Here is a 15,014-nt window from a genome sequence, read left to right as displayed (position 1 = left end):
TTCGGGTCAGATCCAGCCCAGATGGGTCAGCCAGCCCTGGATGCGCCCCGGCGTTTCGTCCAGCTCCATCAGGGCATAGGGACGGTAGTTGAGCTTGTGGCTACGGCGGCTCTCGCTGCGGCGTGCTTCGGCGGCCAGCAGGGGCCAGCGCCCCCCGTCTTCCTGATAGAGATCCAGGGTAGGAATGCTGGCCTGGGCCACCTGCTTGGCCAGGGTCTGGTTGCTCAGCTGGTTGGGAAAGAAACCGTCGAGCAGCACCAGGGCATCGGGGGCGGGCAACTGCTCGCTGGTGATGAGGTTGGCGGCCCAGGCCGCGCTGGTGCCTTGCGCCAGCAGCAGCTTGAAGCCGCCCTCCTGCAGCTTGGCATCACCGAGCTTGACGATGCGCTCGGCAAATTGCTGGCGAAACGCGTCTAGGGTCTCCTGCTTCTTCTCGGAGGCCGGATCCAGCTCTGTCTGCTGGGGGGAGGGGAGCAGCAGCAGGGTGTCGAAGCCGAGTCGCCCCAGCTCCCTAGTCAGCTGCCACAGCTGGCCGCTGCGCTGCCAGTCCGGCAGCAGTATGGCGAGCCCCAGGTAGCTGTCGCCGTCGTGCTTGGCGAAGAGTACCCTCTGCTTGTCGATCCGGGTGCTGTCGGGCACCCCCTTCCAGTCGCTCTCCTGCCAGTGATCGAGGGGGGCTGGGGGCGAGATCTCGTTGGCCGGCAAGGTGGTGCTCGCCAGCAGGGTCAAAAACAGCAGTGGTAAGGATAATCTGGCCATGATGCGCTCCCCGGTTGACTGGGTTAGCGGCGGCGCGCCTGATTTCTGAAGGGGGGCCCGGAGGATCCAGGAGAAAGAGGGAAGGGGCAAGCCCTTCCCTCGACGGGCTCAGGGCCTGGCAAGCCTGCCGAGCTGGCGGTCGTGCAGGGGGGAGAGCAGCAACAGGGCGCTGACGGCCCCCACCAGGGCACAGAAGATGTCGGACTGGGTATCCCAGGGATCCCCCTGGGTGCCGAGGAACTCGTCGGCGCCCTGACCCAGTGCCAGTGCGGCGCCCCACTCGATGAGCTCATAGCTGGCGCTGACGGCGAGCACCACGCAGATCACCAGAAACACCAGCATCTTCTTGCCCTGCACATGGTGGCCGCGCAGCAGTATCTCGCGGCAGGCCAGGGCGGGCACGAAGCCCTGGAAGAAGTGGCCAATCTTGTCATAGGGGTTGCGGCTGAGCTCGAACCACTGCTGCAGATCGAAACCGAGTGGCACCCGGGCATAGGTGTAAGCGCCCCCCAGCATCAGCACGGCCCCGTGCAGGAAGATGCAGAGGTAGAGCAGGCTGGTGAGGGGGTAGCTGCGCTGGCTCAGCAGCAGCAACGGCACGACGATCAGCACGGGGGCGACTTCCAGCAACCAGGTGACCCTGTCATAGGGTTGCCAGCCGGAGAGCACCAGCAGCACCAGGGTGAGCAGCAACAGCAGGAGTTTTTGATGAGATGTCATAGGGAGCCTGTGAGGGAGGAGGAACCTGACTTCATGGTGTAGCCCCAATCGGCGCGAGACGAAAGGGGGCAGGGGAATTCTCCCTCAATGGGCGGCCCGCTGTCACTGACCGGGGCTGAATGATCGCAGGGCGGATGCCCATAAAGAAAAAGCGAGCCGGGGCTCGCTTTTTTCAACACTGGCGTGAAGCCGTCGGATCAGTTGACGCGACGCTTGAACTCGCCGGTGCGGGTGTCGATTTCGATCTTGTCGCCGATCTCTACGAAGGCGGCAACGGCCAGCTCGTAGGTGGTGCCCTTCAGGCGGGCCGGCTTGGTCACTTTACCGGAGGTGTCGCCACGGGCGGCCGGCTCGGTGTACTCGACTTCGCGAACGATGGTGGTCGGCAGTTCGACGGAGATGGCTTTCTCGTTGTAGAAAGTCACTTCGCAGATGTCTTCCATGCCGTCAACCATGTAGTTCAGGGCGTCACCCAGGTTGTCTTTCTCGACGTCGTACTGGTTGTACTCGGTGTCCATGAAGACATACAGGGGGTCGGAGAAGTAAGAGTAGGTGCACTCTTTACGCTCCAGCTGAACGACTTCCAGCTTGTCGTCGGCCTTGAATACGGTCTCGGTGGCGCTGCCGTTCAGCAGGCCTTTCAGCTTCATCTTGACCACGGCGGAGTTACGGCCGGATTTGTTGAATTCGGCTTTCTGGACCACCATCGGCTCGGTACCGATCATGACGACGTTACCAGCGCGGATTTCCTGTGCGGTTTTCATGTAAAAATTCCTGTTCGTATACGGGCAGATAAAAACTGTCAGATTATATACGGCTTTCTAAAAATTTCACCAGCCGAGTGACGAGATCCCCTTCCCGCAGCAACTTCTGTGACCAGCTTCGCGCATGTTGTCGCCAATGTGTGCCGTGGATCGGCCATTGGGCCCAGAGTTCGCTGCAATCTTCCCCTCTGTTGAGGGCCAGGTTGAGCTCGCGCAGCCACTGGCCGTCCTCGGCGGGCAAGGCCTCCAGATAGTGGTCGAGGAAGTGCGCCAGCTTGACGAGGTGGGCCTCCTCTTCCTGCTGGTAGATGTGCCACAGGAAGGGCCTTGCCGCCCACTGGGCCCGCACGAAGGAGTCTTCGCCGCGTACCAGGTTGAGATCGCAGCTCCACAGCAGCCGATCGTAGCCCGCCTGGCTCGTCATCGGCAGCAGCTTGATGGTGAGCCGGCCCGCCTGCAGCAGATCCCCCGCCCGGGCCGTGCCGATGGCGCTCTCAAGACCGGCGCCGCAGAGCACGTCGGGAAGGGCGCGCCCCATGGGCAGCAGCAGGGTGACAGGGGTGGCGCCCTGGCTCCAGCTTGCGACCAGACTTTTCAGCGCCTCGCTCTCGTAGGTGAAGAGGCTTATCCGCAGCTCGTCTTGCGCCTTGGGCGGCAGCCCCAGGCTGGCCCAGTAGGCGGCAAGGCCAGCCTCATCCTGCTGCCAGCGATCCCGCTCTGCCACCAGCCCCTGCTCGCACAGCAGGCCACCGGTTCTGGGGGTGAAGCCCGGGAAGAAGAAGTACTTATTGAGGCTCAGCTTGCCCACCCGCTGGGGGGAGGCGAGGCCGTGGCAATCCTCGACCCAGGCTTCGGCGGAGAGGTACTCCAGGTTGATCCAGCAGGGGGGCGGGCTCTGCTCGGCCATGCGTTCGATGAAGGGGGCGGGCAGCTCGCAGGCAAAGGCTTCTATGACCACGCTAGCCGGGATGGCATCCGCTGGCAGGGGGCCCTGCCAGCGCTGGATGTGGATCCCCTCAACCCACTGACGATCCCGCGCGGGATCCAGCCCAGGACAGATGCGGGCGAAGCTCGCCAGATCGTCCACCCAGAGCCGCACCTGTCCATGGCCCTCCCGCTCCAGCTGGCGGGCCAGCCGCCAGGTGACGCCTATGTCGCCGAAGTTGTCCACCACGGTGCAGAAGATGTCCCAGTGAAAGGGGGGCAGGGGGCTTGTCATGGCTCGGGGTTCCAGATGCAAAAAAACCGGTGCGCAGGGTAGCACACCGGTGGGCTGGCTTCTAACCGTCAGCGAGTGACGGTTGCTGCGGCAGGTTACTCCTTGCCGTAGACGTTATTCTCTTGCTCGCGCACCCGGATAAAGGTGGTGCGCTTGGTCAGCTCCTTGAGCTGGCTGGCGCCGACGTAGGTGCAGGTGGAGCGTACACCGCCCAGGATGTCGCGCACGGCATTCTCGACCGGGCCTCGGTAGGGCAGCAGCACCGTCTTGCCTTCGGAGGCGCGGTACTCGGCGACGCCGCCGGCGTGCTTGTCCATGGCACTCGACGAGCTCATGCCGTAGAACTTCATGAAGGGGGCGCCATCGACGTCCACCACCTCGCCGCCGCACTCCTCGTGGGCCGCCAGCATGCCCCCCAGCATCACGAAGTCGGCGCCGCCGCCAAACGCCTTGGCCACATCGCCCGGGCAGGTGCAGCCGCCGTCACCGACGATCTGGCCGCCGAGTCCGTGGGCCGCATCGGCGCACTCTATGATGGCGGAGAGCTGGGGATAGCCCACCCCTGTCTTGACCCGGGTGGTGCAGACCGAGCCCGGGCCTATGCCGACCTTGACGATGTCGGCGCCGGAGAGGATCAGCTCCTCCACCATCTCGCCGGTGACCACGTTGCCCGCCAGGATGACGTGGTTGGGGCAGGCTTCACGGATCTTGCGCAGGAACTCGACGAAGTGCTGGGAGTAGCCGTTGGCCACGTCCACGCAGATGAAGCGCAGCGCCTCGGACATGGCGAGGATCTGGCGGGTCTTGTTGAAGTCCTCCTCCGAGGTGCCGGTGGAGACCATCACATGACCGAGCAGCGCCGGGTCTGTCTCGTTCACGAAGGCTTGCCACTGGGCGAGGCTGTAGTGCTTGTGTACCGCCGTCATCATCTCGAAGCCCGCCAGGGTGCGCGCCATGGCGAAGGTGCCGACGGTGTCCATGTTGGCGGCGATGACGGGCACCCCCTGCCACTGGGTCTGGGTGTGCTTGAAGGTGAACTGACGGGTCAGGCTGACTTGGGAACGGCTCTTGAGGGTAGAGCGCTTGGGACGAAACAGTACATCCTTGAAACCCAGCTTCAAGTCTTCTTCGATACGCATTGCAAATTCCTTATTGAGCCTTGTGAAAGTCACTGTTGCAGTGGGCAAAATTTTCGGCAGGCACAAAAAAACCGCAGGTTTTCAAGGCCTCCGGTTTACAACAGTCTAGGCAAAAATCCCGCCAGAACAAGACTGATAATTCACTCATCATTGTGTTAGCCTTTGGCGTCACAACCTGAGGTTGGCCACCAGCTTCATCCAGCACCTCGCCACGGCCTCTCTCTTCCCTCTTTTTTGCCCTGCACCAGGGTCAACTGCTGTCGGATCCCCCATGCCATGAACGCCAGAAGCTCGGGGTCTGGGCGCCTGCGCCGCGTTTGCCAGTTGACAGTGGCCTGCGTGCTGCCCACTCTGGCGCAGAGGGCCAGCGTGGGCCCGCTTCGACGAGGAGAACACATTGTCCGCATCACACAAAGCCGGCTGGTTGCTGTTGGCCAGCCTCTGCCTCTCATCGGGCGCCTGGGCCGCCCCTACCGTCTATGGCTGGATCGAGAAGGGCGTGCTCATGCCGGGTGGGGTGGCGGTCAAGATGAAGCTGGATACAGGCGCCCTCACGTCGTCTCTCGATGCGCGAGAGCTGCACCACTTCAAGCGTGACGGCAAGCCCTGGGTGCGCTTCACCCTGGTGCTGACCGATGCCAACACCGACAAGGAGGTGCGCCAGACCCTGGAGCGCCCGGTGGAGCGCAGCGTGACGGTGCGCGGCGCCGGTGGCATGGAGGAGCGTCCCACTGTGACCATGTCAGTCTGTGTCGGTGACAAGCTCTACAAGGAGTGGTTCACCCTGCGGGATCGCAGCGACATGATCTATCCCGTGCTGCTCGGTCGTCGCCTGCTGGCGGAGCTGGGGCCGGTGGACTCTTCCCGCACCTTCACGGTACAGCCGAGCTGCGGCTAGGAAGGCCTCTTTGGGATCACAAATGGTGCGCGGGGGCTTTGGCCCCCGCGCTTTTTTTCCCCTGAGGCTTGCGCTGCCTATGCCTGGCGCGGCGGGGCGGGCAGCAGCACGCTCACTTCCAGCCCCCCCTCTGGCCTGTTGTGGATGTCCAGATCCGCGCCATGCAGCTGCACTATGCGCTGCACTATGGCCATGCCGAGGCCCACCCCGTCCCCCTGCTGGGGATTGACCCGGAAGAAGCGCTCGCACAGGCGCGACAGGGCGGCGGTGGGGATGCCGGGGCCGTTGTCCCGCACATCCACCCTGACCCTGTTGCCCTCCTGGGTGATCACCACCGCGACCTCGCCGCCCACCTGGGTGTAGCGCAGCGCGTTGTCGATGAGGTTGCCAAACATCAGATCCAGCAACATGGCCTGCCCCATCACCTGCAGATGCTCGTCCCCCTCCAGGGAGAGCTGCAGATCCTTCCTCAGTGCTATGGGGGCCAGGGTAGCCAGGGTGCCCTGCAACAGCTGGCTCAGATCCAGCTTGCCGAGCGCCGGGGCCTGCTGGTTGTCGATGCGGGCCTGGGTCAGCAGCTGGCGGATCAGCCGGTCGCTGCGATCGAGCGCCAGCAGCATCTTGCGCAGCGCCTGCTCGCGGCTGGCGTCATCCTCGGCGGCCAGGGCATTTTCACTGTGGATGCGCAGCACCGCCAGCGGGGTGCGCAGCTCGTGGGCCGCCTCGTTGGTGAACTGCTTCTCCCGCTCAATGGTGTCTGCCAGGGTGTGCATCAGGCGGTTGATCTCCGCCACCAGGGGCGTCAGCTCCTCGGCCTTGATGGCCAGGCTGAGCGGGCTCAGGTTGGCGGGATGGCGCTCCCCTATGGCCTGGGTCAGCTGGTGCAGCGGGGCCAGCCCCCGGGTAACCAGCCACCAGAGCAGGCCGAGCAGGAAGGGCAGGGTGATGAAGAGGGGCAGCATGGTCAGGGTGGCCATCTTGCTGGCCAGCTCCCCTCGCTCGTCATCCCGCTCCGCGACGATGAGCCAGGTGTGCTCAGCCTCGTTGTAGAGGGTGAAGGTGCGCCACTCGTGGTGATCCTTGGTCTCGCTGTTGAAGCCGCGCTCCAGGGTGGTCAGGGGTTGCTCCGGCGCATTGGGTGAGCGCAGCAGTATGGTGCCTTGCTCGTTGAGCAGCTGAAAGTAGAGGTTGTGTTCGAACTCGTGGCCATAGGGGGTGAACTCGTTGTCCCGCCCCAGCTGGCTGAAGCCGCGCTTCTCCGGATGGGGGTCGTCGGGCACGGCCTGCTCCCACTCCTGGTAGACGGCCCCGTTGCTGGGCAGCTCGCCGCGCTGCTTCAGATAACGGCTGAGCAGCTGGTTGGTGATGCGGGCGGACTGGGCGAGACGGGCATCGAACAGCTCTTCCATCTCGTGGTTGGCTTCCAGGTAGCCGATGAGGCCGCTGACGGCCAGGCTGACGCTGACCAGGGCCAGGATGCCGGAGAGCAGGAAGCGGCGAATGGAGCGGACGCGACTCATCGGGCGGGCATCCCTCTGCTGCCCGGGGTATCTGGCTGCGGCACTATGTAGCCGACGCCGCGGATGTTGCGGATGAGTTCGGGGAAGAACTTCTTGCGCAGGTGGTGGATGTGTACCTCCACCGCATTGCTCTCGGCCCCCTCGTCCCAGCCATAGAGGCTCTGCTGCAGCTGATCGCGGCTCAGGACCCGGCCGCTCTGGCTGATGAGCTCCTGCAGCAGCTTGTATTCGTGGGGGGTCAGCCTGACCGCCTCCCCCTGATAGGTGACCTGCTGGGATTCGGGGTAGATGAGGATGTCGCCATACTCCAGCACCGCCTGGGCCTGCCCCTTGCTGCGGCGCACCAGGGCGCGCAGGCGGGCGTTGAGCTCCTGCAGGGCGAAGGGTTTGACCATGTAGTCATCGGAGCCCGCATCCAGCCCCAGCACCCGATCGTCCAGGGCATCCCGGGCGGTGAGGATGAGCACCGGCAGGGTCTGCCCCTCCCGGCGCAGCTTGCGCAGCAGGCTGATGCCGTCGATGTCCGGCAGATTGAGATCCAGGATGAGGGCGGCAAACTCCTCGCTCTTGAGCGCCGGCAGGGCGGGCAGCCCCTGCTGCAGCCAGTCCACGGTGTAACCGCTGCTGCGCAGGGCATCCACCATGCCATCCCCCAGCATGATGTCATCTTCTACCAACAGGATCCGCATTGTTCTCTCCCTCAAATGACGCTGCCCACCAGTATGCAAGTTGGTGGGCAGAGTTTAAATAGCGCACTGATCTGCTTGTGTTTATAGCTTGGCGAGACGCTCGCGAATTTCCGTCCTGCGCCCTTCGTCCGCCAGCTCGCGGCCCGGTCTGGCCGGGGCGGCCAGGGCCTTGTCCAGATAGATCTTCGCCTGGGCCTTGTCCCCCTGATCCAGCAGGAAGTCGCCGTAGAAGAAGTTGGGGTCGATGCCGGTGGGGTTGATGGCCAGCGCCTGCTTGAGCAACTGCTCGGCCTTGTCGTCATCCCCGAATCCGACCGGCCAGCCCGGCACCTGGTAGTAGAGCGAGCCCAGGCTGGTGTAGGCGGAGCCCTCCAGTGCCTTGGGATCCTGCTTGATGGCGATCTCCAGCTTGGCCTTGGCCTCCTTCACCAGGCTGAGGGCCCCGAGGCCGCCCTTGGCGCCGGCCCAGGTGCTCTTGACGATGGCGGACCAGATCAGCAGATCGGTGCGAAAGGCCTCCTTGGCACTGGCCTGATCCGCCTGGGCGCTCAGGGCCTCCAGACAGCTCTCCTTGGCCTTGCCGGTCTCTTGATACTGGCAGTGGGCCCACTGCTGCTGAATGGTGGGCAGGGCATCGGCGGCCTGAACCAGGCTGCTTGCCAGGGCGAGCAACAGGACGCTGTGACCAAATCGGGGGCGGAAAGTGGCGTGTTTCATCTCAATGTTCCTTTTTATGCGTGGCACAGGCGGGGTTGTCCCCGCGATCTGTGGCCAGGGGGACAGGGTGGCGGGCATGGCGTTCGATGACGGGCAGTTGTCTGGCCAGCGCCCTGTCGACCAGGGCGGGCAGCAGGGCATTGAGCCGCACGAACAGCTTCTCCGGCCAGCCGAGCCAGCTGCGGCGCGTCTCGTTGCACAGGACGATGACGGCCTCCTCGGCCACGTCCTGGGGGCTGTCGGTCCGGGTCCCGAGCTCGGCGTTCATGGCGTAGGCCGCCTGGGAGTTGAGGTGAGTGCGGGTGGCGCGGGGGGCAAAGTGCAGCACCTTGATGCCGGTGCCCTCCAGCTCCCGCCCCAGAGACTCGCTAAAGCCCCGCAGGGCGAACTTGCTGGCGCAATAGACGCTGTAACCGGCATAGCCGATGGCCCCGAGGCTGGAGCCGATGTTCATGATGACGGCGGGCTTGCGCAGCCGGGGCAGCAGGGCGCGGGTGAGCTGGATGGGCGCCTCTATGTTGAGCAGCAGCTGGCGTGTCACCTGCTCGCCGCTCTGATCCTCCAGCCAGGCAAACTGGTTGCAGCCCGCGCTGTTGATGAGCACGTCCAGCCCCTCCTCCAGCGCCGGGTGCTGCAACAGCCTGGCCCGCTCCTGGGGCGAGCCCAGATCGGCGGTCACCGTCTGGTGGCGCTCGGAATGGGGCAGTTCCTTGCGCAGGCGCTCCAGGGCGCTGGCCCGGCGTCCGTGCAGCAGCAGGTGCGCCCCCTGGGCCGCCAGCTCCATGGCCAGGGCTTCCCCTATGCCGCCGCTGGCGCCGGTGAGCAGTATGCGTTTCCCTTCAAGCTTCATTGGCAGGATCCCGTGAGCTGATGGAGCATGTCGCCATAGAGGCGGTAGACCACCTTGGCCGAGTGAATGATGGCGGCCTGATCCGCCGGGTCTTCCACCCGGTTCATCAGGGACTCGAAGAACTTGAGGTGCTCCTGATCCAGGGCGCCGTGGGAGCTCAGGTAGCTCATCGCCTGGGGCGGCAGGCCCAGACCGCTCTTGAGCTGGTCCGCCACCGTCAGGGCGATGGCGACGCTGGTGCCTTCCAGTACCTGCACCATGCCGAAGAAGCCCATGGGGTTGCCGCGCTGGATCTGGTCGTAGAGGAAGGCCACCATCAGCTCGATGGGCAGGCCCGGCCGGCCATGGCGCACCGCCTCGGCGTCACCGCCGCAGGCGCGGATGTCGTTCAGGATCCACTCCTGGTGGCCGTACTCCTCGTCTATGTACTCCCGGATGGCACCGCGCACCCATTCGTACTCCTGCCCCAGCTTGCCGCCGGTGGCCATCAGCAGCGGCACTGTGTGGCGCACGTGGTAGTAAGCCTGTGCCAGAAAGGCGAGGTAGGTCTCCCGGCTGATGTCGCCGCGGCGGCAGGCCTCGATGATGGGGGCATTGAACAGGTGCTCGCGCTCGGAGGCGGTGGCTTGTTGCAGGGTCTGGTAGAAGCTCATGAGGTCTCTCCTGTGAGGCCTTGGGTCAGGCATTGGTCGATCTGCCGGGAAAAGTGGTGATAAATCTCGTTGCGACGGGGGCGGCCGTTGGCCGTCAGCAGGCCGGGGTGCTGATCCAGCGCCACCGGCAGCCAGTGATGGATGCGGGCGTAATCGGGCAATTGCTGGTTGAGCCGGGCAATCTGCTCGGGTAATTGGGACTGGCCACCCGGCAGCGGCTGGATCAGGGCGACGTTGGCGGGCTGGCCGTCACCGAAGATCACGATGCGGGCGATGGCCGGGCAGAGCTGGGCCTGGGCTTCCACCCACTCCGGCGAAAAGTTGCGGCCAAAGGCGGTGATCTGGACGTTCTTCTTGCGCCCCGTGATGTGCAGGTAGCCCTCTGCGTCCAGGTGACCCAGATCCCCGGTGGCGATCTGCAGGTCAACAGGCTTGCCTGCGGTGCTCTCTTCCCCCAGATAGCCGAGCATGGCGCTGCCGCTCACCATGACTTCGCCGTCGGCGGCCAGGGTGACCCGGCAGTGGGGCAGAGGGCGGCCGACGCTGCCCAGAAGGTCGGCGTCCGGGCCGTTGAGCGCCACGACAGAGCCGCATTCCGACAGGCCATAGCCCTCATAGACAGGGAGCCCCAGGGCGCGGGCATGGCGGATGAGATCGGGGGCGACCTTGCCGCCACCGACGGCGACGAAGCGCAGCCCCCTGAGCCGTTCGGCCAGGGCCGGGGTGTTGGCACACAGCGCCAGCAGCAGGCGCAACAGTTCCGGCACCAGCACCAGGCTGTGGCTGGGCCAGCGTGCCAGGGCCTGGCCCAGCATGGCCGGGTCGAGGGTGCTGGATCCGGTGAAGCCCAGCTCGCCGAGGGAGGGGATGCGGCTGCAGGCGCCGGTGAGTAGCGGCACGTACAGACCGGTCAGATTCTCCAGCAGGGTGGCCAGCGGCAGCAGGGTCAGGTGTTGTTCGACCCCGGCCGGTGCGACCCGCAGGGCCAGGGACTCGCAGACCGCCGTCATCTGGGCAAGGGACAGACAGACCCCCTTGGGCTGGCCCGTGGTGCCCGAGGTATAGGTGATCTTGGCGGTCCCCAGGGGCAGGGCCGGGGGGGCGACCGGGGTACGCCGCCACAGGGGCAGCGCCTGTTCATCGGCGGCGCCCGTCATCAGCAAGAGGGGGGCGGCGGCCTGCCAGCCCTCATGCTCGGGGCCCACCAGGGCATCGGCCCCGCTGCTCTCCAGCAGCCACGCCTGCTGGGCCGGGCTGAAGAAGTGGGGCACGGGAATGACCACTATCCCGGCCCGGGTGCAGGCCAGATCGATCAGCGCCCAGGGCAGGCCGTTGTCGAGCTGCAGGGCCAGGCGGCGAATGCCGGCTTGCTGCAAGCGGTCGGCCAGGCGCTGGATCTGCTGCCACAGGCTCTGGTAATCCAGCTCTCCCTGGCTGCCTTGCAGCGCCGGTTGTTGCGGCGTCAGGCTGGCATGGCGAGCGATGGCGTCGAACAGGCTCATTGGGCACACCTCTTGTCATGGCCGACATGGTTAAAAAGCATGGGCATGGGCCCCAGCAGGTTGAGCAGCAGGCTGCTCTGGGCGAGCACTTCGCGCCCCTGGTTGATGTCCCCCGCCATCACCTTGGGCTGGCAGCGGTAGTATTCCCCCCAGGCGTTGGCGTCTTCCCCCACCTGATGGGCCTGGGCAGGGGCCAGCTCCACCGGGTTGAGGCGCAGCCGGGCAAAGCTGTTACGCAGTTTGGCGGTGCCGGTGAACACCACGTAGTCGAGGGCGTTGTCACACAGCAACCGGCACAGGGCGGCAAACATCAGACGGGCATTGCCCGGCTCGCTGCAGGCGAGGTTGCCCACTTCGATGATGCGGCTGCGGGCCGGACGTACCCCGAGGCGGGTTTCGATGGCGGCCTCGATGGGCTGCTCCAGGTACTGCTCCAGATAGAGGGGCTGCTCACTCTCCCCCGTGCTGGCGTGGTTGAGGCCACAGGCGCCGACCAGCACCCCATCGGCCCGGTAGAGCCCAAGCAGGCAGGGCAGAAAATGGGGGATGTGGGCATTGAATTCGAGGGTATAGGCGGCCTGGATATAGGCTTGCAGCGCCATGACCTGCTGCGGGGACTGTGCCAGGATCAACCTGTAGGGGGCTTGGATCTCGATGGTCATGGTTGGCTCCTTCTTTTGGGATGGCTTGAGAGTAAAAGGGCAAACTTAAGAAACCCTTAAGGAGTAAAAAAAGTTGTCAGCAAGGCGGCGGGCAGGCAATCTGCGCGGCTGTCACCCAGGAGGATCCGTCATGTCATCAAGCGCCAGCTGCCCCCTCTGCTCGGCTCGCCACAGCTATCCCCTGCCGGTGGCGGGCAAGCGTTATCACCGTTGCCTGGCGTGCGAGCTGGTCTGGCTGGATGAGGCGGATCATCTGGACAATGCGGCCGAGAAGGCGGTCTATGACGGACACGACAACCAGGTGGACGATCCCCGTTATCGCGGCTTTCTGATGCGCGCCTTCGGCGAGGTGCTCTCCCGGCTGAACCCTCCTGCCAGCGGCCTCGATTTTGGCTGCGGTCCCGGGCCTGCCCTCATCGCCATGGGGCGGGAGGCTGGCTTTGAGATGGCGGGTTACGACAAGTTCTATGCCGACCGGCCCGAGCTGCTGACGCAGCAGTATGACTTCATCACCAGCACCGAGGTGATAGAGCACATCGCCACCCCGCGCGCCGTGCTGGACAGGCTCTGGGGCTGCCTCAAACCCGGCGGCCTGCTGGTGCTGCAGACCCAGAGGGTGCTGGGAGACGAGCGTTTCAGGCAGTGGCGCTACCGCCACGATCCGACCCACATCGTCTTCTTCGCCGAGGCCTCGTTTCGCGCCCTGGCGGCCCGCTGGCAGGCGGACCTCTGCTTCCCCCACGCCGATGTGGCAGTGTTCACCAAACCCTGAGACGGGCGTTTTCATTTGGCCATGAGTTGGGCATGCTGGTGGCCTGATACCCAGGAACGGATGCCCCTATTTCCATGTCGATCCCCCATTTGTCATTGCAAGACGCCCGCCACCTGCAACTCGCCGCCCAGGGGTTGCTGACCCCGCGCCGCGCCAAGGCTTCTCCCTCCGATCTGCTGGCCTGCATAAGGCGCATGGCGCTGCTGCAGATAGACACCATCTCGGTGGTGGCCCGCAGCCCCTATCTGGTGCTGTTCAGCCGGCTCGGCCACTACGATCCGCGCTGGCTGGAGCAGTTGCTGGCCGAGGGCAATCTCTTCGAATACTGGGCCCACGAGGCCTGCTTCGTCCCTCGCGAGGATTACCGGTTGCTGCGCCATCGCATGCTGGATCCCGCCGCCATGGGCTGGAAGTTCTCCGCCCAGTGGCTCAAGACCCACGGCGGCGAGATAGAGCAGATAGTTGAGCGGATTCGCCGGGATGGCCCGGTGCGGGCCGCCGATTTTGAGCGCAAGGAGGGCAAGGGCAACGGCTGGTGGGACTGGAAGCCCGAGAAGCGCCACCTGGAGGTGCTGTTCACCGCAGGGCGCCTGATGGTGCGCGAGCGGAGCAACTTCCAGCGGGTCTACGATCTCGCCGAGCGGGTCATGCCCGAGTGGGACGACGGGCGGGATCTGCCGAGCCCTGAGCTCGCCCAGCGGGACATGGTGCGCGCCAGCTGCCGGGCGCTGGGGCTGGTCAAGACCGGCTGGGTGGCGGATTACTACCGCCTGCGGCGCGGCAAATACGACGCCCAGCTCCATCAGCTGGCGGATGAGGGGGAGCTGTTGCCGGTGCGGGTGGAGGGCTGGCAGCACGGCGCCTTCGTGCACGCATCGCTCTCCGATGAGCTGGCCCGGGCCCAGGCTGGCAGTCTCAAGGCGACCCACACCGCCGTGCTCTCGCCCTTCGATCCCCTGGTGTGGGATCGCAAGCGGGCCAGCGAGCTCTTTGGCTTTGACTACCGCATCGAGTGCTACACCCCGGCTCCCAAGCGCCAGTACGGCTACTTCGTGCTGCCGTTGCTGCGCCGGGGCCAGCTGGTGGGCAGGATGGACGCCAAGGCTCATCGCAAGGAGGGGGTGTTCGAGGTCAAGAGCCTCTATCTGGAGGATGGGGTCAGGGTGAGCGCCAGCCTGGCGCAGGATCTGGAGAAGGCGCTGCAAAAACTGGCCGATTGGCACCAGACCCCGCTGCTTCGCCTCGGCGCCATGCCGGCGCCCCTGCAGGCCCTGTGGCCGGAGCCAGCGCTGCGTCCTTAGCCCGCAGACTAAACGACAGCCAAACAAAAACCGGGCACTGGGCCCGGTTTTATCATCTGTTGCTGGCAACCTAAGGATTACTGGAGTACCAGCACCATCAGCAGACCGACTGTGATGGCGGACACCAGGAAGGCGAAGCCATAGAACACATAGTGGTGCAGCTTGGTGGTGTGGATCCCAAGGTCATGCAGGCCATGATAGATGCGGTGCATGCCGTGCCAGATCGGCAGGGCGATGATGACCAGCAGTATGCAGGCACCCCACCAGGAGCTGGCGAAGGCGAGCACGCGCTCGTAGCTCATGGTCTCCACGTCCATGATGCCCATGGGCACCAGCAGACCGGTAATGAGGACAATCACCGGCAGCAGCATGGCAACCACCATGCCACCGGCACCAAAGAGTCCCCAGTAAATGGGTTCGTCAGAACGTCTCATCATTAATCTCCTCAAGCCACGATGATCAGGATCAGCAGGGATACCGCCGCCAGCGCCACATATTGAGCGATGACGATCGGCTTCTCCGGCACCAGGTCTTCGCCACGGAAGATGCGCATGGCCTTGGGGGCCAGTGCGAACCAGGTCTTGGCGTGGAACAGGCAGGCGGCCAGGGCGATGACGTGGAACAGGATGGCGACGGGGCTCTGCAGGGATTCCAGCCAGCCGTTGAACGCCTCCTGACCCTGTACCAGACGCATCAGACCCCACATCAGCACCACGGCATAGATGGAGACGAAGATGCTGGTGCCTTCGCGGATCATGTAACCGGTGTAGAAGGCATTCTTCAGCCACCAGTCTTTCTTCATCTCGCGCACGTAGGGCTTACGTTTGCTTTGGGTGTTGTTCATGGTCT

The 15,014-nt window shown here is 64.9% G+C and carries 17 protein-coding genes; 3 read left to right on the top strand and 14 right to left on the bottom strand.

The window, feature by feature from the left end:
• Positions 1–6: 6 nt before the first annotated feature.
• The 5 genes from WIR04_RS15215 to WIR04_RS15195 all read right to left on the bottom strand — a co-directional run bounded on the left by WIR04_RS15215 (position 7) and on the right by WIR04_RS15195 (position 4,601).
• Complete coding sequence (locus WIR04_RS15215) at positions 7–759, bottom strand: DUF3530 family protein (RefSeq protein ID WP_025326114.1); 753 nt, start codon at positions 757–759, stop codon at positions 7–9.
• Positions 760–867: 108 nt separating this feature from the next.
• Positions 868–1,479: a DUF2238 domain-containing protein gene (locus WIR04_RS15210; protein WP_262108710.1), complete on the bottom strand. Its 612-nt coding sequence runs from the start codon at positions 1,477–1,479 to the stop codon at positions 868–870.
• Between the two features lie 197 nt (positions 1,480–1,676).
• A complete protein-coding gene (efp, locus tag WIR04_RS15205) occupies positions 1,677–2,243 on the bottom strand; it encodes an elongation factor P (protein WP_011707002.1) in 567 nt (188 codons plus the stop codon).
• Between the two features lie 43 nt (positions 2,244–2,286).
• Entirely contained in the window at positions 2,287–3,462 is a 1,176-nt protein-coding gene (gene earP / locus WIR04_RS15200; protein WP_338887996.1) for an elongation factor P maturation arginine rhamnosyltransferase EarP, read from the bottom strand.
• Between the two features lie 95 nt (positions 3,463–3,557).
• Positions 3,558–4,601, bottom strand: a complete 1,044-nt coding sequence (locus WIR04_RS15195) for a GMP reductase (protein ID WP_025326117.1) — start codon at positions 4,599–4,601, stop codon at positions 3,558–3,560.
• A gap of 397 nt (positions 4,602–4,998) precedes the next feature.
• On the opposite strand from WIR04_RS15195, the gene WIR04_RS15190 reads away from it, so the two are divergent.
• On the top strand, positions 4,999–5,499 hold the full coding sequence (locus tag WIR04_RS15190) for an ATP-dependent zinc protease (protein WP_080675087.1): 501 nt from the start codon (positions 4,999–5,001) through the stop codon (positions 5,497–5,499).
• Between the two features lie 77 nt (positions 5,500–5,576).
• Here WIR04_RS15190 and WIR04_RS15185 read toward each other — a convergent pair whose 3' ends face one another.
• From WIR04_RS15185 to WIR04_RS15155, 7 genes are all read right to left on the bottom strand, one after another.
• Positions 5,577–7,019, bottom strand: a complete 1,443-nt coding sequence (locus WIR04_RS15185) for an ATP-binding protein (protein ID WP_338887994.1) — start codon at positions 7,017–7,019, stop codon at positions 5,577–5,579.
• A complete protein-coding gene (locus WIR04_RS15180) occupies positions 7,016–7,708 on the bottom strand; it encodes a response regulator (RefSeq protein ID WP_338887992.1) in 693 nt (230 codons plus the stop codon). The genes WIR04_RS15185 and WIR04_RS15180 overlap by 4 nt, the downstream gene beginning before the upstream one ends.
• Positions 7,709–7,789: 81 nt before the next feature.
• On the bottom strand, positions 7,790–8,425 hold the full coding sequence (locus tag WIR04_RS15175) for a tetratricopeptide repeat protein (protein WP_025326121.1): 636 nt from the start codon (positions 8,423–8,425) through the stop codon (positions 7,790–7,792).
• Between the two features lies 1 nt (position 8,426).
• On the bottom strand, positions 8,427–9,275 hold the full coding sequence (locus WIR04_RS15170) for an SDR family oxidoreductase (RefSeq protein WP_025326122.1): 849 nt from the start codon (positions 9,273–9,275) through the stop codon (positions 8,427–8,429).
• The gene (locus WIR04_RS15165) at positions 9,272–9,928 is read right to left on the bottom strand and encodes an iron-containing redox enzyme family protein (RefSeq protein WP_338887990.1); all 657 of its coding nucleotides are present in this window, start codon (positions 9,926–9,928) and stop codon (positions 9,272–9,274) included. The genes WIR04_RS15170 and WIR04_RS15165 overlap by 4 nt, the downstream gene beginning before the upstream one ends.
• Complete coding sequence (locus WIR04_RS15160; protein ID WP_338887988.1) at positions 9,925–11,430, bottom strand: AMP-binding protein; 1,506 nt, start codon at positions 11,428–11,430, stop codon at positions 9,925–9,927. The genes WIR04_RS15165 and WIR04_RS15160 overlap by 4 nt, the downstream gene beginning before the upstream one ends.
• Entirely contained in the window at positions 11,427–12,092 is a 666-nt protein-coding gene (locus WIR04_RS15155; protein WP_338887985.1) for a thermostable hemolysin, read from the bottom strand. The genes WIR04_RS15160 and WIR04_RS15155 overlap by 4 nt, the downstream gene beginning before the upstream one ends.
• A 130-nt stretch (positions 12,093–12,222) precedes the next feature.
• On the opposite strand from WIR04_RS15155, the gene WIR04_RS15150 reads away from it, so the two are divergent.
• Both WIR04_RS15150 and WIR04_RS15145 read left to right on the top strand, forming a co-directional pair.
• Complete coding sequence (locus tag WIR04_RS15150) at positions 12,223–12,864, top strand: class I SAM-dependent methyltransferase (protein ID WP_338887984.1); 642 nt, start codon at positions 12,223–12,225, stop codon at positions 12,862–12,864.
• Between the two features lie 74 nt (positions 12,865–12,938).
• Positions 12,939–14,165, top strand: a complete 1,227-nt coding sequence (locus WIR04_RS15145) for a winged helix-turn-helix domain-containing protein (protein WP_338887982.1) — start codon at positions 12,939–12,941, stop codon at positions 14,163–14,165.
• Between the two features lie 77 nt (positions 14,166–14,242).
• Here the strand turns inward: WIR04_RS15145 and frdD are convergent, their stop codons facing one another.
• Together frdD and WIR04_RS15135 are read right to left on the bottom strand one after the other, a co-directional pair.
• Positions 14,243–14,599 (bottom strand): fumarate reductase subunit FrdD, encoded by a 357-nt coding sequence (gene frdD / locus WIR04_RS15140; RefSeq protein WP_025326128.1) that lies wholly within the window; start codon positions 14,597–14,599, stop codon positions 14,243–14,245.
• A gap of 11 nt (positions 14,600–14,610) precedes the next feature.
• Positions 14,611–15,009 (bottom strand): fumarate reductase, encoded by a 399-nt coding sequence (locus WIR04_RS15135; RefSeq protein ID WP_025326129.1) that lies wholly within the window; start codon positions 15,007–15,009, stop codon positions 14,611–14,613.
• Positions 15,010–15,014 lie beyond the last annotated feature (5 nt).

Source organism: Aeromonas rivipollensis, from assembly GCF_037811135.1.
In the GTDB taxonomy this organism is placed as follows: Bacteria; Pseudomonadota; Gammaproteobacteria; order Enterobacterales; family Aeromonadaceae; genus Aeromonas; species Aeromonas rivipollensis.
Note: the sequence above shows the minus strand (reverse complement) of the source record. Positions and strands in the feature narration are given on the sequence as shown.

Coding starts and splice junctions, on each gene's coding strand:
- earP (WP_338887996.1), bottom strand. CDS start 3,462: ATGACAAGCCCCCTGCCCCCCTTTCACTGGGACATCTTCTGCACCGTG.
- WIR04_RS15175 (WP_025326121.1), bottom strand. CDS start 8,425: ATGAAACACGCCACTTTCCGCCCCCGATTTGGTCACAGCGTCCTGTTG.
- WIR04_RS15215 (WP_025326114.1), bottom strand. CDS start 759: ATGGCCAGATTATCCTTACCACTGCTGTTTTTGACCCTGCTGGCGAGC.
- WIR04_RS15165 (WP_338887990.1), bottom strand. CDS start 9,928: ATGAGCTTCTACCAGACCCTGCAACAAGCCACCGCCTCCGAGCGCGAG.
- WIR04_RS15135 (WP_025326129.1), bottom strand. CDS start 15,009: ATGAACAACACCCAAAGCAAACGTAAGCCCTACGTGCGCGAGATGAAG.
- WIR04_RS15150 (WP_338887984.1), top strand. CDS start 12,223: ATGTCATCAAGCGCCAGCTGCCCCCTCTGCTCGGCTCGCCACAGCTAT.
- WIR04_RS15185 (WP_338887994.1), bottom strand. CDS start 7,019: ATGAGTCGCGTCCGCTCCATTCGCCGCTTCCTGCTCTCCGGCATCCTG.
- WIR04_RS15155 (WP_338887985.1), bottom strand. CDS start 12,092: ATGACCATCGAGATCCAAGCCCCCTACAGGTTGATCCTGGCACAGTCC.
- efp (WP_011707002.1), bottom strand. CDS start 2,243: ATGAAAACCGCACAGGAAATCCGCGCTGGTAACGTCGTCATGATCGGT.
- WIR04_RS15210 (WP_262108710.1), bottom strand. CDS start 1,479: ATGACATCTCATCAAAAACTCCTGCTGTTGCTGCTCACCCTGGTGCTG.
- WIR04_RS15180 (WP_338887992.1), bottom strand. CDS start 7,708: ATGCGGATCCTGTTGGTAGAAGATGACATCATGCTGGGGGATGGCATG.
- WIR04_RS15160 (WP_338887988.1), bottom strand. CDS start 11,430: ATGAGCCTGTTCGACGCCATCGCTCGCCATGCCAGCCTGACGCCGCAA.
- WIR04_RS15145 (WP_338887982.1), top strand. CDS start 12,939: ATGTCGATCCCCCATTTGTCATTGCAAGACGCCCGCCACCTGCAACTC.
- WIR04_RS15170 (WP_025326122.1), bottom strand. CDS start 9,275: ATGAAGCTTGAAGGGAAACGCATACTGCTCACCGGCGCCAGCGGCGGC.
- WIR04_RS15195 (WP_025326117.1), bottom strand. CDS start 4,601: ATGCGTATCGAAGAAGACTTGAAGCTGGGTTTCAAGGATGTACTGTTT.
- frdD (WP_025326128.1), bottom strand. CDS start 14,599: ATGAGACGTTCTGACGAACCCATTTACTGGGGACTCTTTGGTGCCGGT.